The organism is Deltaproteobacteria bacterium, assembly GCA_016210005.1.
Taxonomy (GTDB): domain Bacteria; phylum Desulfobacterota; class Binatia; order HRBIN30; family JACQVA1; genus JACQVA1.
The window spans coordinates 1-21460 of the sequence record JACQVA010000216.1 but is presented as its reverse complement, the minus strand read 5'-3'; the positions used below and the strand labels follow the sequence as shown (position 1 = coordinate 21460).

Sequence of the window (21460 nt, the reverse complement as noted above, 5' to 3'; positions counted from 1 at the left end):
TTCATTACCACACCACAGTGGTGGCGGGCATCGCCCCAGTTGACTCAGCTGTGCCCACGCCGCAAGAGTGGCGCCACGCAAAGGAGGCACCTTGTACCAAAACGCGTGCAAAGATCGCTTGGCGCAGACCTGGTGTTGCGCCTTGCTGTTAGTGACGGTCTTCGCGTTCATGTGGCTGCCCGAAGCCCACGCTCGCCAGGAAGGCGTTACGACACTCGCTTTTGGGCCGACCGGCTGCGACCAGTGCCACAGCGGTGGCACGGTGCCAACGGTGGAGCTGTCGGGACCGGCGGCGCTCATGCCGGCGTCCACCGGGGAGTACACGGTGCGCGTTTTCGCCGTTGGCGCGCAGAACAAGGCGGGCTTTAATGCCTCGTCCGAGCTGGGCACACTCGCCACCGGCGGGAGCGCCGCCGAGGGCACGCGTGCGCTGCCCGGCACCGGCGGCCGCGCAGAGATCACGCACCGGCTGCCGAAGGCTATGGCTGATGGTGTTACCACCTTCACTTTCTTGTGGACCGCACCGGAGGTTTTTTCCGGCGCGAGCGTCAACGTCTGGGGCAACGCGGTCGACGGTACCGGCGGCACCCAAGGTGATCGCGCCGCCTTCGCCAGCATCACCATTCTCAACGCCGCGCTTGCCACCCCGACTCCAACGCCAACGGCGACCGCCACGCCGACGAGCGCGACACCGGGCCTGTGCGCCGGTGACTGCGATGGCGGTGCGGAGGTCACGGTCGATGAACTGGTGACGGGAGTGAATATCGCGCTCGGCAATCTTGCACTCGCGGCGTGCCCGGCATTTGATACCACCATCGATGGCGAGGTCACCATTGAGGAGTTGGTTGCGGCCGTGAATGCGGCACTCGCCGGCTGCCCATGAGGCGACGGCGCCGACGTATTGCGGATCGGCTGCCATCCGAAGGGAAGGTATGGTGCCTGGAGCTCGACAACGTCCGTTTGATGGGCGGTGATCATTTGATAGCTTGGCCCTGCGCGTTCGGAGGTTTATGAGCATCGCCAAGGTTGGCTCGCTGGAGCTGTACTACGAGGAACACGGCAGCGGGGGGCCGCTGCTGCTGATCATGGGGCTGGCGGCGGATTCGACCGCATGGCTGTTTCAGGTGCCGGAGTTCGCCGAGCATTACCGCACCGTTACCTTTGACAACCGCGGCGTCGGCCGTAGCTCGAAGCCGCCGGGGCCGTACACCATCAGTCAGATGGCCGATGACACTGCTGGTCTGCTCGACGCGCTGGGCATTGCCCGCACGCATGTGGTGGGCGTGTCGATGGGCGGCATGATCGCGCAGGAGTTGGCGCTACGCCACCCGCAGCGCGTGTGCGGGCTGGTGCTCGGCTGCACTTACCCGGAACCGGACGCGGACATCGAGCGCCAGCGCCAATTCTCGGTGAGCGAGTTGGGCGGTCAGATTACCGCCAGCGGCGAGATCCAGATCGACTTCACCTCGCTCGATCCGATGAGTTTCTTCCAAACTCTGTTGCCCGCGGTCTTCAACCCCGAATTCATGGAGAGGGAGCTGCCCAAGCTGATCGAGCTCTTTGGCGGAGCGTTGCAGTACGGTTTCAGCATGGACGCGGTTCTCGGCCAAGTCGCTGCCGTTATGAGCCACCGGGCCACCGAGCGCCTGCACCAGATCCGCTCGCCCACACTGGTCATCACCGGCGACGCCGATCGGCTGGTACCCCCGGCCAACTCCGACATCATCGCCCAGCGCGTTCCCGGCGCGCGGCTGGTGAAGATCCCCGGCGGCAGCCACGGCTTCAACTTCGAGACCCCGGAGTTATTCAACCGCGAGGTGCTCGACTTCCTCGCCGGTGTACGCAATTGAGAGTTCGATCTGCCGGCGGGCCTCCTAACGACTGGCAACGCAACCGGCCAGCGCATCGTTCACCGCGCGCACCAATTCGTCGACCGTGACCGCTCCGTCAGTGTCGGTGTCAAACGAGCGGCAGGCCGACAGCGGCAGCGACCCGAGCGCGATGTTAACACCGGTGACGAGCTCGTCCACGGTTACCTCGCTGCTGCCGTCGCAGTCGCCCACGCATGACACCGGCGTCCGCGTGCAGTCGGGTTCACAGCCGTCGGCAGGAATTTGATTGCCGTCATCGCAGGTTTCCAGATCCTGGCGGTCGACGATGCCGTTGCCGCAGGTGCCGAGCGGGCGCGGCCGCCCCTCGCTGCGACACAGCGGCGAGCAGCCGTCGCCGGCCGTGGTGTTGCCGTCATCGCACTGCTCGCACGGCGGCACGCCCGGGCCGCGTTCGCAGCCGCCAACGTCGCGCACGCGGTTGCCGCAACAGGGTCCGACGTCGACCCCGAGCAGGTGGATGTCGCCGGGGCCCATCGTCGCGTAGTTCTGCTCGAAACACTGCGTGACTGATTGATACCAGAAGTGGCCGGCGAAAAGGCCGTGGCTGCGAATCGCCGGCTGCAGGTTGTCGAGCGTGAACTCGGCGGCCGGATCGCTCAGCATCGCCGGGACGTTGAAGAACGGCGTACTGGCCGGAACCACCGTGTTGGGGAAGGCCGACGCCAGCTGTGGCCCCCACGGGTTAGCCGTGACATCGAGACAGCCCCAGACGAGCAGCAGCTCGTTCTGCAGATCGCTGCAAGGGAACAAGTAGCGGAGCATGTTGTAGGAGTACAGGCACTGCAAGCCCGCTGGGTTGGCGTTGAGACTGTTCAGCCACTGCGTAAAAGGCTGCGACGCGACGCCCCCCGCCCCAGGGTTCGTCACACACAGGCCACCCAGCGCCCAGACCTCCATGCCGATGTTCTCACCCCAAGTGAGCAGATCAGTGGCCGAGCTGCTGATGTCGCCTGTGGTCGGCCCGGCGGGATCGGCCACTTCGTTGGGCAGCTCGTTGAGACACCACTGCTGCAGGTCGGCCAGCGTGCCGGCGTTGCCATAACTGCCGCTCGTCGCGTTGCCCGGGTTGTAACGCTTGACGCGCAACGTCCCCGGTTGCCAGTTCGATACCGTGCTGCCGCTGACCGGATCGCAATCGTTCTGATAGCGCGCTTCGAGGCCGGCTTGGTACCAGCTCTTGTTGAAAGCCAGCAGCGTCCAGTAGTCGCTGATGTCGAGGATCGGGAAGTGGTAGAGCTTCTTGAACAGCTTCAGATCGAGGCCGATCCAGAGACCGGCATCGAGGATGGCACTGGTCAAGACATCCGACAGCGCGTAGCTGGTCACCGCGTGCTGCGGCTTGGGCGTGTTGGTGATCTGCCAGACGATCTGCTCCGCGAACGGGATGCCGTAGCTATTCGCGCAGGTGCCGTTGGTGCAGGTCTGGTACGCGGCACAGTCGGCGGCGCCGTTGACGGAGCAATCGAGGACACAGCCGCCGTCGCGGCAGAGGCGCCCGCTGCCACAGGTGGGATTTCCCGGATCGCAGGTGCAGGTCACGGGTTGGCTGTTGGTCGAGCACGCTCCATCGACGCAGGTCTCGACGCCCGCCACGCAATCGTCGTCGCTCTGGCAACCGCAGGCCGAGGGGAAACCGACCGTGAGCGGATGGCAACCAGGGCCCTGCCAGCCGGCTATTTCCGGATTGCTATGAACGAGGCATTGGTACGGCGTGAAGTAGCCCACCGGCGAGATCACGACGCAGGGCGCGGTGGACGGTTTGCACTCGCCGCGCGGGCAATCGCGGTCGGTCTTGCACGGCTTGCCGGCGTTGTCGCCCCCGAGACATTGCGTCGGGCCGACGCAGTCCGCATCCTCATCGCAGTCGCTGCCGGCGTTCACCGCCGCCTCGTCGCAGACCGCGCTGCCGATGCATGCCGCGTAAGTCGTGTCGTGCTGCACATCGAGCACGTCGTCCGCGGTCCCTTCGAGCCGATCCGGTCCGGCCTCGAGTATGCGCGTGCAGTACCCATGGGCGGCGCAGCCATACTCCGCGACGCATTCCCCGGTTAGGGGACAGTCGACGCTGGCTTTGGCCGGCGTACAGCTGCGGCCATCCTCCGGTTCCTTACAGTGGAACACCACCACCTGAGTGGTGGCGCAGCTGTAGTTGCCCGTGGAGATGTCGATCAACTGGGAGGGGTCTCGGGGGTCGGGCTTGTGAAACAGCTCGTTCGAGCAGCTCGTAGTCTGGGCGTCTTCGATGATCGGATCGCACGGCAAGTCCGGCGGCGGGTTGCTGTTGAGCAACGCCGTTGCGAGCGACACGTTGAGGTCGTGCAAGCCGCCGTGTGCGGCCGGTTCGACGCGAACGCTGGTGCCAACACTGGCGGTGATACCGAGCGTCAAGTAGCGACTGAGGGCGATGCCCAGCACCAAGTCCGCCGCGATTCGCGGCTTGACGTAGGCGGAGGCGCCGTTGTCTTCCGACACGTCGGGGGCTTGCAGCGCATGCATCGGCCGCTCGAAGTCGTCGGGGCCGAGCTGGGCGGACGGCGGCAGGTTCTCGTTGACGGCATCCTGCAACCGCTCCCGCAGGCCGTAGGCCTTGTGCTCCCACGCCGCGCCCGCCTTCAGCGTCAGCTTCGGATACAGGGTGGCGCCGGGGAAGAGCACGATGCCCGTCGCTGGGATGAGCTTTTCGATCGGTTTCATTTCGATTGGCAGGTTGAGACCGGCCGAGAACAGCGCTGTGTTCTGCTTCTCCCAGTCATGGGGGAAGGCGGCGCGTGGCCAGGTGTGCGAGCTGCCGGCAGCGGCCGATAGATAGGTGGCCTCGTAGAAGTCTCTGATCAGGAACTCGCCGGGCTGGAGGCAGCCGTCGGCGGAGGTGTCGAACGGGGTGAGGTCGGTAGACGGATCGATCAGGTGGAAGAGGTCGTACTGATCGACATCGGCGATGCGGAAACCCGGGCCGCTGGCGCAGGTCACATCGCCCGCCACGCCCAGGTCGACCCCGAAGGGCCTGGCGGCATCCCACAGCTTGAAGCCGTCCATCTGCACGTTGGCCTCGAGACCCGGCAGAACGCTGAGTGCGCGCCCGAAGGCCGTGACCGCGAAGCCGCCCGAGCGGAACTGCGCGCGGTGCTCCGCGCTGAGATTGTGCGAGGTGTAGCGGCTGCCGATGCTGACTTCGCCAAACAGATTCGCCATCTCCGCAAAGGCGCCGTGGCCACCGTAGCCGACACAGAGGTGGAGATTCGGGCGCTCGCTGGAGTAGCCGCCGAGGTGGTAACCTTCGGTGAGTAGATCGACGTAGTCGAGATACTGCTGGACTAGGTCCGCCAGGTTGTCGAGGTCGGAACCGAGGGCTTGCAAAGCCTGCGCGATCTGGCTCAGCTCGTCTTTCAGTTTGTCGAGGAAATCGATCTGCTTGAGAGCGAAGCGCGCGGTGTTGGTGCTGTTCTTGAACAGGTCGGTCGGCAACCAGATCGGGTAGTCGGGGCCTTCGAGGGCGGTGCACTGAGCCGCAGTGCAGTCCTTGCGTTTCAGGTTCAGGTAGAACTCGGGGACGATGCAGCCGGTGCTGACGCAGCAGACGCAGCGGCCTTCGGCCTCGGGGTCTTCAACCTCGCTTGTGAGGTCTTGCAGCGACTGCGCCGCGCGGGTGGCGACGGAGGCCAGCAGCTTGATCGAGCGGATGAGCTGGAGGTTGTTGGAGACGGTCTGATAATCCGGGTAACCCGAGCCGGCGGGCGGCGCCAGCTCCAGCCAGAGTGGGCGCGGCACGCCGGCTGGAGGTTCGGCGTCGCAGAGCAGCGGCTGAGCCAGCGTGGGTGGCGGCGCGAGCAGTATCGCTGAGAGAGCGACCGCGACCATCACGAGCGCTTGTTTGGCGGCACGCCGTGCTGTGCTCTGATCGCAGCCAGCCGACCAGACTCGCCCTGGCACCCGGGACAAAGCCTGCGCTTGCCGATTGCCGGTGGTCTGCTCCGCCCCTGTTCCCCCCATCATCGTGCCCTCCCTTGCCTGGTCTTGCTTCTGAGCCTGCCGAACGGGTTGATTCCAGCGCTGAGTTGCGCTGAGTTTACAACAGGGGCCGCGGGTTTCCAATGATGTCGTATCAGGGGTGGCACTCCTGGCGGCGGAGAGACTCCCCAGGTCAGGCACCGCAAGCCGTGGAAGCCGGTCTTCATCAAGCCGGCCAAGTTCGCGTGATCCGAAGTGAGCAAGCGAACGCCACCGCGGTGAAGAGCACTGGGCGCGATCCCGCCTTCCGTCGCTCCCTGGAGCGCCGCGGAGCGGCGCGGTGTAGCCTCTCGACAGGACTTCACCGCGCCTGTACTCTCCCGCCGCCATGAGCACAAACGCAGAGAAGGCTTTCGTGTTGTTCCAGGCTGGCGTGGGCAAGGAAGAGGGCGTCGGAGACTGGTTCACGGTCGATCAGGCGCGTATCAATCAGTTCGCCGACGTCACCATTGATCATCAGTTCATCCACGTCGATCCCGAGGCCGCCAAGGCAACGCCGTTTGGCACCACCATCGCCCACGGGTTTCTCACGCTCTCGCTGCTGACGTACCTCGACACCTCGATCCCCAAAGGCGATCCGGCGCGCTACGCCGGCATCGTCATGGGCCTCAACTACGGCTTCGAGAAGGTGCGGTTCGTCAGCCCCGTCAAAGTGGGCAGCCGCATCCGCGCCCGCAGCGTGCTCGCCAAGGCGGAGCTGAAGGCGCCGTGGATCCAGACGACGCGCACGATGACGGTCGAGATCGAGGGCGAGGCCAAGCCCGCCATGGTCGCCGACTGGATCACGCGCATCATGTACGCGTGAGCCCATCTGCTACAGCAGCGCCCACACGTTGGAGGGACACTTCGGAAACAACTCGGCCAGCAGGCTGCGCGCGGCATCGCTGCGGGTCAGGCAGTCGGGGAAGGCGTATTCCAGTTCTGCGAGGGAGCGGTAGCCGAACAGCAGTTGCAGGAACGTCTGGTCGGGAAACGATCCGTGGGCGCGAGGGGCGCCGGTGAGTTGCCCGCGCTCGACGCCGAGGAGATCGCGCGGCTGGGTCCAGTGCGCCACCGCCGCCAGCCGCCCGTGATCGAAGGTGAGCTGCAGCCCGTCGCGATAGAAGCTCAGGCGCAGAGTGCCGGTATGGCCGGCATGAACCGACGCCGCGAGGCGGCGCTCCAACAGCGGAGCAAGGTGCCGCAGGAAACCGGGCAAGTCGGGTACGCGGATGTGCCACACGTACGGCGGCTCCACGCGCACGGCGGGCAAAGGCTGATAGAACGGATGCTGCGCGCTGAACCAGAAGCCGAGTCGTTCACAGCGCTCGCCGCCATCCCCCCCGGCAAAACCCTCTCCCGCGGTTTGTAGAGCGTGCAGGATGCTTGGGGCCGCGGCCCGGTACAGATCTTCGGTCACCATTTCACACCCGAGCACCCACAACGTGGATGCGACCAGACGCGGTAAGTGCGCCACGAATCCCAGCGGCGTGCCGTCACGGGCTTCGACGATGCGCAACTCGGGCCGATACATGCTCAGCGCATCGTGGCTGCGAAGTTCGTAGCGCCACAGGGGTTCGTCGCGCACACAGGTCACGAGATACCGTGGCGCCGTCGCCGCGCCGATACGTGCAATGAACCCGAGGTCGTCTTCCGTGGCGGGGCGAACGCGATAGCGCTCGACGTCAACGGGGGCGAGCAAGCCCGGCGGCACGGCGATGGAGCCGCCGCCGCGCAGTTCGAGCGCCGGCTCGTAGCCGAACTGGCGGTAGAACCACGGGACGCCGTCGATGACCTGGAAGTGCTCGCGGCGGCGGCGGCTCCAGTCGTGCACGATCTCGAACTGCTGGCGCACCAAGCCACGGCCGCGATAGTCGGGGTGGGTGCCGACCAGCTCGACTTGGCCGACTCGACAGGGCAGCCCAGCTAACGACCATGTCTGAGAGATGAGACACAGCGCCGACACGATCGCACCGATGCGCAGGTCTTCGACGACCGTGAAGTCATCGGTACTGCAGGTCGGATGGCGGCCGGTGACGAGGTCGCGCGTCCACGCGGCCGTGCGCGCATCAGGCTCGTCCGCATCTTGATTGCGGAGGACATCGGCCGTGAACGCGACCAGCGCCTCCGCGTCGGCGGCTGTGGCCCGACGCAAGACAAGTCCGTTACCGAGATCGCGAATCATGGATGATGCCGGCTGCACTGCTGAGCGTTTGAAGCAGCGTAGTCTACTCACGCCGGTCAGGCCAGCTCCCAGCGCTGCTCTCATTGTGCGGATGCGCTTGGAGGGCACATCGAGCCGCCGGGCGCATCTCCTCCGTCGGGACGCCACCCCGGGGCCGCGTCCTCGCGGGGGGAGGAATCGTAGGGCGGCACTTGTGGTGGAATGAGGATGCTTCCGATCCCACAGAGCCACCGGCGGCCGCGGCATCGGCTACGACGCTACGGGCAAGTTGAGACGAGAGGGATGCTGCGCGTCGTGAAACACCTGCTGTACCGCCTTTTGCGCGTCGGCGGCGCTGCCGAGCGCCGGGGTAACGCGCGAATTCAGGTTGCGGTCGAAACGCGGGAAGTTGCTGCTGGCGATCTCTAACCGGATGCGGTGATTCACTTTGAAGGTGTGGGCCATGTCCCACAGGTCGATGCGGAATTCCGTTACCTTTCCCGGTTCGAGGAACTCTTCCCGATCGCAGCCGTTGCGGTAGCGGGCCCGGACAATGCCTTCGGCGATGTTGGCGCAATACCCGTTGGGCTCGACATCGACTAGCTTGGCGGTGAAGTCGGTGTCCGGCGTGCTGCTGCTGGCGTACAGGGTGACGGACACCGGGCCGGTGATGGCGACGGGCTCCGCGAGTCGAGGCGTGGTGTACACCAGCACGTCTTGCCGCTCCTCGACTCGCGCCTGGTTCTCGACTCCCGGCAGAACGTCGATCATGCTGCGTCCACCCGCGGTGGGAACCGGATCGAACGGATCGTAAATGTAGCTGTCGGCCGGCTCGGTGTGCGGCGGTTCCAGGCTCAACACGCCGTCACCCGCGCGGCTATTGGCCTGACCGGCGCTGTGGAGGTAGTAGGGCGCAACGGTGTGAGGCGGCGGCCAGGAGTTAGTCTCCTTCCAGACATTCTCCCCCATCTGGAAGTAGCGGACCTTGCTCTCCGGCATGAAGGCTTCGCCCTTGCCCATGAGCCAGTAGTCGAACCACTGGAAGGCGAGCGGTGCGAGCGTGTCGGGGCCGGTCATCACCGACGGGCCGAAGTCCCGCTCGCCCGCGCAGGTGGGTCGTTTGTTGTAATACGCGCTGTGATCCCACGGGCCGAGCACCAGCCGGTGCTGATCGCGGACGCGCGCGTCGCCGTGCCGCAGCGCCGAGTAGAGGTCGACATGCCCCTTCAAACAGGTGTCGTACCACGCGGTCATGTGCAGGACGGGCACCTCGATGCGCTGGGCACGCGCCACGGCGTCTACCCGCTTCCAAAAGTCGTCGTAGCTCGGGTGAGACAGCCACTCGCGCCAGTACGGCGCCGCCCCGTGCTGATAGGCGGGGAAGTCGATCAGCGGCAGATGGCGGGCCGAGCCTCTGACGTCGCGGGCCGCCTCTGCCAGCTTGCGCTCGGTCTCCGCCGCGGCAGCCGGATCGAGGCCGAGACGCGAAATCGTGTCCCGCGCCAGGATCGTCCAGACCCAGGATAGCTGGAAGCCCAGCTCGAAGGCGCCGCCGGAGTAGGTCCACCCGTTGTGATAATTGGTGGCGGTCATGTAGGCGAAGACGGCCTTGAGGTGAGGCGGGGCCTCGACCGCCCCCTGGATCGCCGTCCAGCCCAGCGCGCAGGCGCCGTACAGGCCGACGTTTCCATCCGACCACGGCTGGGCCGCGGCCCATTCCACCGTGTCGTAGGCGTCCTCGCCTTCGCTGCCGTAAGGACGCCACGTCCCCTCGGACCCGGCTCTGCCGCGGGCTTCCTGGACGACGACTGCGTAGCCGCGCTGGGCGCCGACGAGCGGGCTGAACAGCAGCTCGTGCGTGGCGAGGAAGTGATCGTTGTCGTAGGGATGCCCGTTCACCAACACCGGGTGCCGGGCGCCGTCGTCGGGCCGGTAGACGTCGGTGGCCAGGCGCACGCCATCGCGCATCGACACCATGACATCCCGCTCGACGACGATGTTGTGCGCCATGCGATTCCCTCAGCCGGGGCGCCGTCGGCCCGTGTTACTCATCGCCCAGCGGCGCGCCGAAGAGATCCTCGAACACGCCCATAGCTTCCTCGACCATGTCGAAGACAATCTGCCGGCACGGCTTCATCGAGGTGACGAAATCGACGCCCTGGCCCGCCGCTTCGGTCATGAACGGCTCTAGGTTGTGGTCCATCACGGCTTGTTTGACTTCGGCGAACAGCAGCAACTGGTACGGCGCCGGCGCCGGCGGCGGGGCCTCGGGCCGCTCCCATTCCTCGTGCCACTTGCTCTTCACCGTGCGCATGGTGAAGCCGGAGATGCAGGCCGAGAACGCGGTCTTGTCGGCCGTGGTCTTGAGAATCAGCTCCTTGATCACCATCTCGCGGTCGGACTCGCGTGACGGCAGCCACAACGTCCCGCACCACACGCCCGACGCGCCCAGGGTGATCGCGCCGGCCAAGTGCCGGCCCGTCGTGATGCCGCCCGCGGCGATCACCGGCTTGTCTCCCGCGATCGCCGCAACTTGCGGCACAATGGAGAAGGTTCCGATCGGACCCGTGTGGCCGCCCGCATCGATCCCCTGCGCGACGATGACGTCCACGCCGGCTTCGAGTTCCTTCTTGGCTTGGCGCACCTTGCCGACGAGCCCCCACACCTGCATGCCGCGCGCGTGCGCCGCCTCGACCACGAAGGCGGGGTTGCCCAGACCTGACGCCAGCACCGGCACCTTCAGATCAAGCGCCACTTCGAGCTGCTTGCGCGGCATGTCCTGGGTCATCCAGCGCAGGTCGTACAACTCCGGCCGGTGCTTGGCCGGCGGGATATTGTTGCGCCGGATGATGTCGTCGGTGTAATCGCGCTGCGCCTTCGGGATCTGCTTCACCAGATCCTCGATCGAGCCCGCTGGCGGTACCGAGGCGGGGAAGACCAGATCGACCCCGTATTTCTTGTCGCCGATCTTTTCCTTGAGCCACCTGATGTCTTGTTCGATCTCGTCCGGCGAGTGATGCGTCTCGCCGATCACGGCGAATCCGCCGGCATTGATGACCGCCGCGGCGACGTCCTTGCAGTGGGTGAAGGCGACAATTGGGTACTCGACGCCGAGTGAGTCGCACAGCTTCGTGTGTAATGGATTCCTAGCCACGGTGCTTGTCCTCTTCTTGGTTCTGGATTGGCCGCACGTTCGCAGCGCCGGCCTTTTCGGGAGTTCGCCGCAAACGAACGCTTGTTCACCACAACACGGCGCATAATGACGAACTCCGGCGCCGAGATCAAGGATCAGGGGAGCCGCCGCCGGCGGCTGGGTGTGCGACAAATCCGTGGGTAACGTGCCGACTGGGCAAATCCTCACCAGTCTGACAGTACTGTGTACTGTCAGGCCGAGGCCCATGGCCGAAAGGGACGCAATCTGTCTTCCAGGCGCGGCGCCACTTCTTCAGCTGCTTCTCCCGCACGATTGCGGTCTCTGCGCAGCCGTGCGCTTCGTAGTAGACCAGCTTGTCAACGCCGTACTGGGCCGAAAAACCCTCCACTACCTTGCTCTTATGCTGCCACACCCGCGTTGCCAGCCGTGAGGTCACCCCAATGTACAGCGTGCCGTTCCGTTTGCTGGCCCAGGATGTAAACGCAGAACTGCTTGTCCATAGCGCCAAACGCCAAACTGGATTCCCGCTTTCGCGGGAATGACGGCCATAACACCGAACCACGTTACCCACAAATTTGTCGCGCACCCGGTGCCAAGCGATGGAGGGGGCGGGGACGAACACCCGCCCCACTACCCCTATTCTACGGTCACGCTCTTGGCGAGATTGCGCGGTTGATCGACGTCGGTGCCGCGGCGCACCGCCACGTGGTAGGCGAACAACTGCAACGGAACTGTCAGCACCAACGGCATCAGCAGCGGATGCACGGTGGGCAGGCGGATGATGTCGGTGGCTACCGCTTCGAGGTCGCGGTCCGGGGCATCGGTGAGCGCAATGATCTTGCCCCCGCGCGACTCGACTTCCTTCATGTTGCCGACGGTCTTGGCGAACACCGAGTCGTGCGGCAGCAGCAACACCACCGGAACCTCTTCGTTGATGAGCGCGATCGGGCCGTGCTTCATCTCCCCGGCCGGGTAGCCCTCGGCGTGGATGTAAGAGATCTCCTTGAGCTTGAGCGCTCCTTCAAGGGCGATCGGGTAGTTGATGCCGCGGCCGAGATAGAGCGTATCGCGGGCGTGTTCGTAGCGCCGGGCTAGGTGTTCGATCGCGGTATCCTGCTGGAGTATGCTCTCGAGGTGGTGCGGCAGTGCCACCAGGTGTTGGAGCAGCTCGCGCCCTGCCGCTGCTGTCACCGTGCCCCGCCGCCGGCCAAGGTAGAGCGCGAGCAGGAACAGCGCGGTTAGCTGGGTGGTGAAAGCTTTGGTTGAGGCCACACTGATCTCGGGTCCCGCATGGGTGTAGAGCACGGCGCCGGCGCGGCGCGCGATCGAGGAGTCGACCACGTTGCAGACCGCCAGCGTGCGGCCGCCGCGATCGCGCCCGGCTTCGAGCGCGGCCAAGGTGTCGAGCGTCTCACCGGATTGTGATACTGCGATCAGCAGCGTGTGCTCGTCGACGACCGGATCGCGGTAGCGGAACTCACTGCCATAATCGACGTCACACGGAATCCGCGCGAGCTGCTCCAAGTAGAACTTGGCGACCAGGCAGGCGTGCCAGGCGGTGCCGCACGCCACCAAAGTGATGCGTTCGACCCGGCGCCACCAGTCGCGCTCGAGGTCGGGCAGCGCGACGTCGCCCGCTTCCAGCTCCAGCCGGCCGCGCATGGTGTCGATCACCGCCTGGGGCTGTTCGTGGATCTCCTTGGCCAGGAAGTGCTTATAGCCGCCCTTTTGGGCCGTAACCGGGTCCCAGGTCACTCGCCGCGTGGCGCGTTGCACCGGCACGCCGGCAAAGGTCGAAAGCGCCACGTGATCGCGGGTGACTTCCGCCATCTCGCCATCGTCGAGGAAGAGCACGTTACGGGTATGGTCAAGCAGCGCCGGAATATCCGACGCGATCAGGTTCTCGTTCTCGCCCACCCCGATGACGATCGGCGTGGCGCTCTTGGCCGCCAGCAGCTTGTCGGGTTCGAGGTCACACATGACGACGATGGCGAAGGAGCCTTCGAGCTGTTGCAGGGTGCGGCGCGTCGCGCTGACGAAATCCAACCCCTGCTGCATCCAGTCATCGATGAGATGCGAGATGATCTCAGTATCGGTCTCGGAAGTCAGCTTACGTCCCTTGGCCAGCAAGGTGGCCCGCAGCGCCAGGTAGTTCTCGATGATGCCGTTGTGGATCAGCACCACGTGGCCGGCACGGTGCGGATGGGCGTTGTGGTCTGAAGGCCGGCCGTGGGTGGCCCAGCGCGTATGGCCGATGCCGATGGTGCCGTGCACGGGCGACTCACGCAACAGGCGCTCGAGATTGTCGAGCTTGCCGACGCAGCGGCGTACGTCGATGCGGCCGTCGTCGCCGGCGGCCGCGATCCCCGCCGAATCGTAGCCGCGGTACTCCAAGCGCTTCAGCCCTTGAAAGAGAATGAAGCTGGCGTCGCGGTCGCCGACATAGCCCATGATCCCGCACATAGTTGAGTCCCCTATCGCTCGCTTAGCGCGGCTGCTTGCCCGCGCGTTTCGGCTTGGCCGCAGCGCGCTTGCGCGCGGGCCGGGTGGGCTTGGCGGCGGCAGCCGGCGGCGGCGGCGCCGCTTGCGTCTCACGCCGGCGGCGGGCGGCGACCCAGCCGGGGCGGGTGCTTTGTTGCTTGTCGTTGAACACCAGTGCGCCGCCGGGAACGTCCTTCATCACCGTAGTGCCCGTGGCTACGTAAGCGTCATCGCCGAGCGTGACCGGTGCCACCAGCTGGCTGTCGCTGCCGATCATCACGCGGTCACCCACCACGGTGCGGTGTTTGCGAAAGCCGTCGTAATTGCACGTGATCGTACCGGCCCCGACGTTGACCTCGCGGCCGAGTTCGGCGTCGCCGAGGTAGGCGAGATGATGCGCTTTGGTGCCGCTGCCCAGGATCGCGTTCTTGGTCTCGACGAAGTCGCCGATGTGGACGTTGTCGGCTAGGTGTGTGCCCGGACGCAACTGGGCGAACGGCCCGACCGAGCTGCGATCGCCGACGCGCGCCTCGGTAATCACAACACCGAACTTGATGTGCACGGAGTTGCCGATGGTGGCGTCAATAATCCGCGCGCTGCCGTCGAGGCGGCAATCGTTGCCGATCTGCGTGCGGCCCCGCAAGATCACATTCGGGCCGATCACGGTATCGCGGCCGATGCTCACCTGCGGCCCGATGGCGGTGGTGTCGGGATCCTCGAGCGTTACTCCCTCGTTCATCCACAGCTCGGCCGTCCGCGCGCGCAGCGCCCGTTCGACCCGTGCCAAATCGGCACGCGTGCTGACTTGCGCCACCTCGGCCTCGGCCACCGGAACGCCGGCAATCGCCTGGCCGGCCGCAACCGCTTCGCCGATGATGTCGGTGAGGTACAGCTCCCCCTGCGCATTATCCGGCCGCAAGCGCGCCAAGGCCGGGAACAGAAAAGCAGAAGCGACGCAGTACACGCCGACGTTGACTTCGCGGATGGCGCGTTGGTTCGCAGTTGCGTCGCGATCCTCGACCACGCGCGTCACTCGGCCGGCGTCGCGCACAACGCGGCCGAAGCCGGCCGGTTCCGCCACCGTGGCGGTCAACAAAGAGAGCGCCGCCCCGGAGGTTCGCTGCGCGGCTACCAGCGACGCGATCGTCTCGGCCTTCAGCAACGGCAAATCCGAAGGCAGGATCAGCAGGTCGCCATCGAAACCCGGCAACTGCGCGGCTGCGCATTGCACTGCATGGCCGGTGCCCCGTTGCTCGCGCTGGCGGGCAAAGCGGGTGTTCGGTGCGCCGCAGGCCGCCATCACCTCCTCGGCTTGGTGGCCGACCACGACCACGACGGGCTCGGCGTCCAACGCCGCGAGTGCCATCAGCGGGTAGCGGATGAGCGGCGTGCCCGCGAGTAGATGCAGGACCTTGGCAACGCGCGAGCGCATCCGCGTTCCCAGGCCGGCGGCCATCACAATCGCCCCGAGTGTCCTATTGGTATCCAAGGTGGGCGAATCTTATAGCCTGAGCCGGAAGACGGTCAACCGCCCGAGCATTACCCGGGAAAGAACCGGGGCGAGAGCCGCCGCCGTGGCCTGATGCGCTGCGACGGCGGGGCCAGGCCGGCGGGCTTGGCGATCAACCGGGCAGCCGCCACCACGACACGGTCAGCAGCGGGCCCGGCGGGCCGGTTATGCTTTGCAGCTTCTGATCGTAGTGGATGCCGCCATTGCCGTTGATGCTGATCTGATTGCCGACGAAGGAGCCGTAGAGATCGCCGTTGCCGCTCACCGCCAGGTTGGAGTCAGGAGCGTACACACCGCCCCGGAAGAGACCGTTGCCGACGATAGCTACGCTGGAACCGCCGATTTGGTAGAGAATGAAGCGGGTGCTGTCGTTGCTGCCGGTGGCGATACCGTTGCCCGAGGCACTCACGGTGCCGGTGACGTAGAGGTAGACCGGGCCGGCGGCGTTGTTGATCGTCAGGCTGGCATTGCCGCTCAGGGAAATACTGGCGGCGGTGTAGGTGCCGGGATTGAGCGTCATGGCGCTGTTGCCCGAAAGATTGATGCTGCCGAGATAGGTGGTGCCGGCCGGGACTTGCGCGGCGCCGAGCGTCATCGGCTGCTTGGCGGCAGTGGTCGAGCCGGTCACCGCGGCATTACCGTTGAGCGTCACCACGTTGTTTGGCCCCGGCATCGCATTCCCTTTGACCGTCGCATTGCCGTTGAGCGTTACCGGGCCGTTGCTGCGCACGTGGCCGTTCTGGCTCACGTTGGCGCCGCCGTAATTGCCGAGTGTGGAGTCGTAGCTGTCGGTGGCGGCATTGCCGTTCAATGTCACCGACTGCCGACCGAACAAGGCATTGCTGAAGGGATTGGCCGGGTCACGACGCAGCAGCGCTCCGACCCGCTGTTGTGCCCCTCCCTGCTGGCCGGTAGCGAGCAGTTCCCACTGCTCCGGCTGCAACGAAATCAACGTCGCAGTGACGGAAAAGCTGCCGGCTCCAAGGGTCTGGCCGGTGACGGTGCTGTTGTAGCTCGTGACCACGTCTGACTGCTGCTGCCCGGCGTAGTCGGTGTACGAGTTCGGGTGGGTGGCGGGCAACACCACCGCGGTGTTTGAGCCGGCAAGGGTCACCGGCACGACGTTATTGAGAGACGTTCCGGTGGCGGGCAGGGTGTAGTTCTGGTTGGCGAACCAAGCGGTGGCCTGCGCGATTCCCGCATCGGCCAGATAGAAGGCGGCCGCGCGTTGTCGCGAGGCGCCGGTGGCCCGCAGTTGATCGACCACGTAGCCGGCGGTGCCGGCCCCGACGACCAACAAGACCGTGCTGATGCCGAGGGCAACTGCGGTAGCCGAGCCCCGCTGGTTGGTCCACTGTCGGTGGTGGCGCGGGCGCATCAGAGCCCCAAGTTCTTCGGTGCCACCTCGGTGCTCAAGCTCACCGCCAGTGGCTGGCCGTTGCTGCCCACGAGCGAACGGGTCTGTGCTGACAGCGTCACGCCGATGCGGCGGATGGCCGAGAGCTGCGCCGAGTCGTAGGTGAAGGTGATCCCGGTGACGTTGCCGGCAACGCTCTGATCGTTGCGTTTTAGCCGGCCATCCTCAAATCGAAACGTCACGCTGTTGACCGGGTTGACCGGTGTACCCGCGGCAAAGGCGAATGTCAGGGCGGGCGTAACGTTCAGTGTGTTACCGTTCATCGAGCTGACGGCGCCGGAGTACCAGTTGGAGCCGTCGCTGACGTAAATGGCATCTTGCACTTCGAAGCCGGCGCTCGATACCAGCTGGATGCTGCCGGCGTTCTTGCTGGCGCCGGCGCTCAGGAAGCTCTGCACGCAATTGATGTTGGCCACGAAGGTCAACGTCGAGGAGGTAGCGGTGACAAGTTTCGTTGCCGTTGACGGCGAGTTGGCCGACGGCACGCCGTAGCCCGCCAGGGCGATCTGATCCGTCATCACCTGGAGTGCCGCTCGCACACCGGTCATCGTTTCAGTCAACTGCGTCTGGGCGGCATAGGTGTGGCCCTGCGAGGCAAAGGCCGAGTAGATCACTCCCAGCAGCATGGTGAGCAGGACGGTGGCGACCATCAGCTCCACCAGCGAGTTGCCGCGTTGCCTGGTGCGTTTTCGAATCATGTCAGCTCTGCCTCAGTTCGTTAGCCGGCCGAAGTGATCAAGCTTGTCAGCGTCAGCGTGCGTGCCGCTTGGTTGTTCCAGGTCACACTCACCTGTAGCTGCTTGGTGTTGGCGATGGGCCCGGCGGTGATGGCGGTAGTGCGCGCAAACGGGCCGGGGGTGTTTCCTTGAGCATTGAGGTTGGACTCCGTAGTCGTGCCCGTGGTCGCGGCGTCGTACCCGCTCTGCTTGATGTTTTCGATCTTTTGCGCGGCCAGAGCAGCGGCCTGGTCGTTCTGTCTGGCGAGCAGGTTGCCATTGAGCGCCGTCATGCCCACGGTGTGCAAGCCCGCCACGCTGATCATGATCAGCAGGCATCCCACCAGTGAGTCGGCAAGCGTAAAGCCGCGCTGACACCGCAGTCGACTGGCCCAGCAGTCGGCCAGCGAGGTGCCAGGCCGGGAACGAAGGCGTGCATACCTTGTCATGGCGCTGCTAACCTGGAGCAACCCACATGCCCCTTCGGCGATGGCGAGGACGCACAGCTTCGCGGTGTCATACGCTCACAGGCCGCGTCACGGTTTAGCGCTTTTGGGCGACTACGACTGAGCCGTGACACCGAAGCGGGAATCGGCGACTCGGCGCCTACCAATCGCTACCAGTCACCTGCCTGGTCCTGTGCCGGACCAAGGGCGATGGGGGGTTTTGCAGCGGCAGGCCGCCTTTGCTATGCACCTCGCCGCCAAGGAGGGCTCCAACCGAATGCCGACCGTCTACTTCGTCAAGCAGAACCAGTCCCTACACTGTCCCGCCGGTGCGAATTTGCGCCGGATTGCGATCGAGCACGGGATCGGTCTCCAGGTCTTCCCCAACAACCTGATCAACTGCTTCGGCAACGGGCTGTGCGGCACCTGCCGTGTCAAGGTTGACGACTTGCGAGCGGTGTCGGAGCGGACTCCGGCGGAGGAAGCCAAACTCGGCTGGGAAGGCCCCGAGTATCGCTTGGCCTGCCAGACCCGAGTGCTGGCCGATGTGTCAGTGGTTAGCAACCCGCGGCGCAAATTGGCCTGGACAAACCATCCAACGTACCAGTGGATGCAGAAGATGGAGTGAGACTGTCTATCGGCCTACCCACACCCGAGCGCTGCTGCGGCCGCCGGCTGATAGCGGCCAGCGCTCAACCCAGTCGCCGATAAGCGCCGCGAAAGTACAGTAACGGTTCGCCAGTGCTGGCGTTAGCCGCTTCCACCTCACCGACAAAAATGGTGTGGTCGCCGCCCTCGTATGCGTGCGCGATGCGGCACTCGAGGCAACCGAGGGTGCCCGCCAATATCGGCGCGCCGGTTGTGCCCCAGCGATAATCGGTCTCGCTGAATTTGTCACCACCGGATTTGGCGAATCGTTGCGAGATCACATCCTGGCCCTCCGCCAGCAAGTTCACCGCAAATACGCCGGAGCGGAAATGATCATAGCTCTCCGCGGTCTTGTCGATGCACACCAGCACCAGGGGCGGCGACAGCGACAGCGAGGTGAACGAGGTTACCGTCAGGCCATGAGGCGTACCTTCCGCACTGCGTGTGGTGACCACCGTGACACCCACGGCCAAGTGGCCGAGCACGCGCCGGAACTGATCCTTGTCGATCGGCATCGTCCTTCTCCTCGAAGCAGCTGTTACGAATCGACGCCAGGTGACATCATTCCGCAGGCTAACGCAACTGCTGATCGCGGGCCGCGTAACGGCGCTGCCTCACGGTGAGTGACTGACCCGGCTGGGATCCTCTATCAGCAAGGTGGGCACACCGGCCGTACCTGAGCGCACACTGGCGACGAGCGTGCCGAGCTTGTGGCCCGGACGGACAGCGCCGACATCGACGCCGCCTGCGATAAGCCGCGCCCGGCACGCTGCCAGTGACGGCACCCGATAGGCGATGCCGTAGAGCCGGTCAGGCCCGGCCGGTTGGGCTGGTGGCGGCAACGAGCTGACAAACTCGAGCGTGACGCCCGCGCTACGGAAGAACGCCATTCGTAAGCCGCGCTCAGGAAACTCGCGCGAGCGGGCGAGGCGGATGCCCAAGCGGTCGCGCCACAACTCAATCGCCCGATCCAGATCCGGCGAATGGATCACGAGGTGATCGATTGCCTCCACCCCCGCTGCGGCGCATGTGCGCGGTGGTGGGACTCCGATGGCCGGTTCTACCCGCACATCCAGCCCGTGAAATGACTCGCGGCCGCTCGGCCAGCTGGTCTCCGGCCCGCCCACAAAGCACAACGAGCGCGTAGCGGGCTCGCCAAGCTCCAACTCCACTGCCCCATGGCCAAGCTGGAACCGGCGGGTTTCACTCCCGGCGGGTTCAGGAGTCACGCCCAGGAGCAAGGCGTAGTCACGCGCCGCCACCGTCAGCTCTGGCACGCCGATTTGAACGCTATCGAACTGCATCGCCGCCTGCTGCCTGTACGCCCGTGGGTAGGCAGTAGCTCAGCCGGGTGCACCGAGCAATCAGGAGTGCATTAGCCATTGCTGACGGGTGTGAAATCGCCGGCGGTTGCAGCGCCAGGGCCGAGCCGATACACCGGCCGGCAATGGCGGTGCAAGCCGAGAAGGTTAGGCGCGGATGACCCGGCAGCAGGAGCAGCTGGGGCTGCTGTTCGCGGCGTTGTGCGCCGTCAACGGCGCCTTTGTGCCGGCGCTGGCGAAGCTGACGACGGGCCGTGCCGAGCCGCTGTTCGTGGCGGCGATGACGAGCGCGTTCGCCGGCCTGTGCGCCGTGGTTGTGCTCAGTGTGCAGGGCAAGGTGACGGTGCTGGTACGGCGCACGGTTGGGCCGCGTCTGCTCCTCGTCGGGGCGCTAGGGACTGCCGGGGCGCACCTGTTGTTCTTTCTCGGTGCGCGCCGAGCCAGCGCGATCGAAACCGTGCTGTGTTTGCAAACTGAGCCGGCGTACTCGTTGCTGTTGGCGTGGCTTGCATTGGGGCACCGGCCGTCGCGGCGGCGGCTCGCTGCCACCGCGATGCTGCTGCTGGGGATCGCCCTGGCGGTCGGCGGCGTGGGAGCAGCGCCATCCAGTGGCGTGTGGATCCTCCTGGCCACGCCGTTGTGTTGGCAGCTCTCGCACCTCGTTGTGTTGCGCGGGCTGGCCGGCGTTTCGCCGTCGGTGCTGACCGGTGCGCGCTACATCAACGGCAGCGTGCTGCTGGCGCTAGCGTGGCTCGCAAGTGGCGGGGTGTCTTCGCTGCCGGCGGCGACCGAACTCTTGCGCCAGCTGCCGCTACTGGCAGTGCAGGGAGTGGTGCTCAGCTATGCCGGTACGTTGGCGTGGTACCAGGCCATAGCGCGGCTAGACCTGGCGCGAACCACGGCCATCGTGGTGCCGTCCATTCCGCTGCTGTCGCTGGCAGCCAGCTTCCTGCTGCTGGGGGAGGTGCCAACTGCTCAACAATGGATCGGCTTGCTTCTAACCGCGGCCGGCGTGCTTGTATTTGTGACGGCACCGCATGTGGCGGCAGCGGACAGACCGTTGGCGGCTGAGCTGTTCTGATCGCCGGCGATCTTTCACGCCAAGTCGATCACCGGGTAGTCTGCGGCGAAGAAGATTGGCGAGCGCGCCAAATCGATGAAGCGGCGTTCGTCTTCGAGCAGTGCGCGGCCGGCTTCGCTGCCGGCGGGGGTCTGCACGGCCGCGGTCAGTTCTTCGAGGTCGAACCACAGCTCGGCGACGCCGTCGAACGGCTCCGGGGCGTCGCGCGCGGCGGCGATTGCCAGGGAGAGCGCCGGCGCCACCGTGTGCGCCTGCACGTAGCGTCTGATCGCCAGAGTCGCCGCATGCTGCTTGACCAGCGGGGCATGGGTGTCGCGCCAATAGCGTTGAAACTCGGCGCGCGAGAGATGGGGCAAACGGCGTAAACAATATATGAGATGGAGCATGAGCACCTCGCCTAGACTCCGTGGCAGCGTACCACAACCGTAAGCAGCAGCGCGCCGGGTGGTGCCGGTGTCCGCTGCGGCGATTATCCGCAAATGCCAAGGGTGCGCGACAAAGTTGTGGGTAACGTGGTTCGGTGTTATGGCCGTCATTCCCGCGAAAGCGGGAATCCAGTTTGGCGTTTGGCGCTATGGACAAGCAGTTCTGCGTTTACATCCTGGCCAGCAAACGGAACGGCGCCGTGGATTCCCGCTTTCG

Annotated in this window: 17 protein-coding genes and 1 pseudogene; 5 read left to right on the top strand and 13 right to left on the bottom strand. The window is 65.5% G+C overall.

From position 1 onward, the window contains the following. Positions 1–91 precede the first annotated feature (91 nt). Positions 92–883, top strand: a complete 792-nt coding sequence (locus HY699_20890) for a hypothetical protein (GenBank protein MBI4518264.1) — start codon at positions 92–94, stop codon at positions 881–883. Positions 884–1010: 127 nt separating this feature from the next. Then, the gene (locus HY699_20885; GenBank protein MBI4518263.1) at positions 1011–1850 is read left to right on the top strand and encodes an alpha/beta fold hydrolase; all 840 of its coding nucleotides are present in this window, start codon (positions 1011–1013) and stop codon (positions 1848–1850) included. Between the two features lie 24 nt (positions 1851–1874). On the opposite strand, the gene HY699_20880 is transcribed toward HY699_20885, so the two are convergent. Continuing rightward, positions 1875–2495, bottom strand: coding sequence for a hypothetical protein (locus tag HY699_20880; GenBank protein MBI4518262.1), 621 nt, complete (start codon positions 2493–2495; stop codon positions 1875–1877). 3733 nt (positions 2496–6228) lie between these two features. On the opposite strand from HY699_20880, the gene HY699_20875 reads away from it, so the two are divergent. Next, complete coding sequence (locus HY699_20875; GenBank protein MBI4518261.1) at positions 6229–6705, top strand: MaoC family dehydratase; 477 nt, start codon at positions 6229–6231, stop codon at positions 6703–6705. A gap of 9 nt (positions 6706–6714) precedes the next feature. Here the strand turns inward: HY699_20875 and HY699_20870 are convergent, their stop codons facing one another. The 9 genes and pseudogenes from HY699_20870 to HY699_20830 form a co-directional block, all read right to left on the bottom strand. Beyond that, positions 6715–8034, bottom strand: coding sequence for a GNAT family N-acetyltransferase (locus tag HY699_20870; GenBank protein MBI4518260.1), 1320 nt, complete (start codon positions 8032–8034; stop codon positions 6715–6717). Positions 8035–8313: 279 nt separating this feature from the next. Further along, positions 8314–10053 (bottom strand): CocE/NonD family hydrolase, encoded by a 1740-nt coding sequence (locus HY699_20865; protein ID MBI4518259.1) that lies wholly within the window; start codon positions 10051–10053, stop codon positions 8314–8316. A 34-nt stretch (positions 10054–10087) separates the two neighbouring features. Beyond that, positions 10088–11197, bottom strand: coding sequence for a nitronate monooxygenase (locus HY699_20860; GenBank protein ID MBI4518258.1), 1110 nt, complete (start codon positions 11195–11197; stop codon positions 10088–10090). A 127-nt stretch (positions 11198–11324) separates the two neighbouring features. Then, positions 11325–11697: pseudogene (locus HY699_20855) on the bottom strand (GIY-YIG nuclease family protein). A 136-nt stretch (positions 11698–11833) separates the two neighbouring features. Further along, complete coding sequence (gene glmS / locus HY699_20850; protein MBI4518257.1) at positions 11834–13660, bottom strand: glutamine--fructose-6-phosphate transaminase (isomerizing); 1827 nt, start codon at positions 13658–13660, stop codon at positions 11834–11836. Positions 13661–13682: 22 nt separating this feature from the next. Then, positions 13683–15167, bottom strand: coding sequence for a bifunctional UDP-N-acetylglucosamine diphosphorylase/glucosamine-1-phosphate N-acetyltransferase GlmU (gene glmU / locus HY699_20845; GenBank protein ID MBI4518256.1), 1485 nt, complete (start codon positions 15165–15167; stop codon positions 13683–13685). A 133-nt stretch (positions 15168–15300) separates the two neighbouring features. Further along, positions 15301–16566 (bottom strand): hypothetical protein, encoded by a 1266-nt coding sequence (locus HY699_20840; GenBank protein MBI4518255.1) that lies wholly within the window; start codon positions 16564–16566, stop codon positions 15301–15303. Continuing rightward, a complete protein-coding gene (locus HY699_20835; protein MBI4518254.1) occupies positions 16566–17303 on the bottom strand; it encodes a prepilin-type N-terminal cleavage/methylation domain-containing protein in 738 nt (245 codons plus the stop codon). Before HY699_20835 ends, HY699_20840 begins: the two co-directional genes overlap by 1 nt. Before the next feature lie 20 nt (positions 17304–17323). Beyond that, entirely contained in the window at positions 17324–17647 is a 324-nt protein-coding gene (locus HY699_20830) for a hypothetical protein (GenBank protein ID MBI4518253.1), read from the bottom strand. Positions 17648–18044: 397 nt separating this feature from the next. Here HY699_20830 and HY699_20825 point away from each other — a divergent pair, with 397 nt between their 5' ends. Then, on the top strand, positions 18045–18395 hold the full coding sequence (locus tag HY699_20825; GenBank protein MBI4518252.1) for a (2Fe-2S)-binding protein: 351 nt from the start codon (positions 18045–18047) through the stop codon (positions 18393–18395). 64 nt (positions 18396–18459) lie between these two features. On the opposite strand, the gene HY699_20820 is transcribed toward HY699_20825, so the two are convergent. Together HY699_20820 and HY699_20815 are read right to left on the bottom strand one after the other, a co-directional pair. Continuing rightward, positions 18460–18930, bottom strand: a complete 471-nt coding sequence (locus HY699_20820) for a flavin reductase family protein (GenBank protein ID MBI4518251.1) — start codon at positions 18928–18930, stop codon at positions 18460–18462. Between the two features lie 99 nt (positions 18931–19029). Next, complete coding sequence (locus HY699_20815; GenBank protein ID MBI4518250.1) at positions 19030–19719, bottom strand: VOC family protein; 690 nt, start codon at positions 19717–19719, stop codon at positions 19030–19032. 175 nt (positions 19720–19894) lie between these two features. Here HY699_20815 and HY699_20810 point away from each other — a divergent pair, with 175 nt between their 5' ends. Then, positions 19895–20818, top strand: a complete 924-nt coding sequence (locus HY699_20810; protein ID MBI4518249.1) for a DMT family transporter — start codon at positions 19895–19897, stop codon at positions 20816–20818. 14 nt (positions 20819–20832) lie between these two features. Here the strand turns inward: HY699_20810 and HY699_20805 are convergent, their stop codons facing one another. After that, positions 20833–21204: an EthD domain-containing protein gene (locus HY699_20805; GenBank protein ID MBI4518248.1), complete on the bottom strand. Its 372-nt coding sequence runs from the start codon at positions 21202–21204 to the stop codon at positions 20833–20835. Positions 21205–21460: the final 256 nt, after the last annotated feature.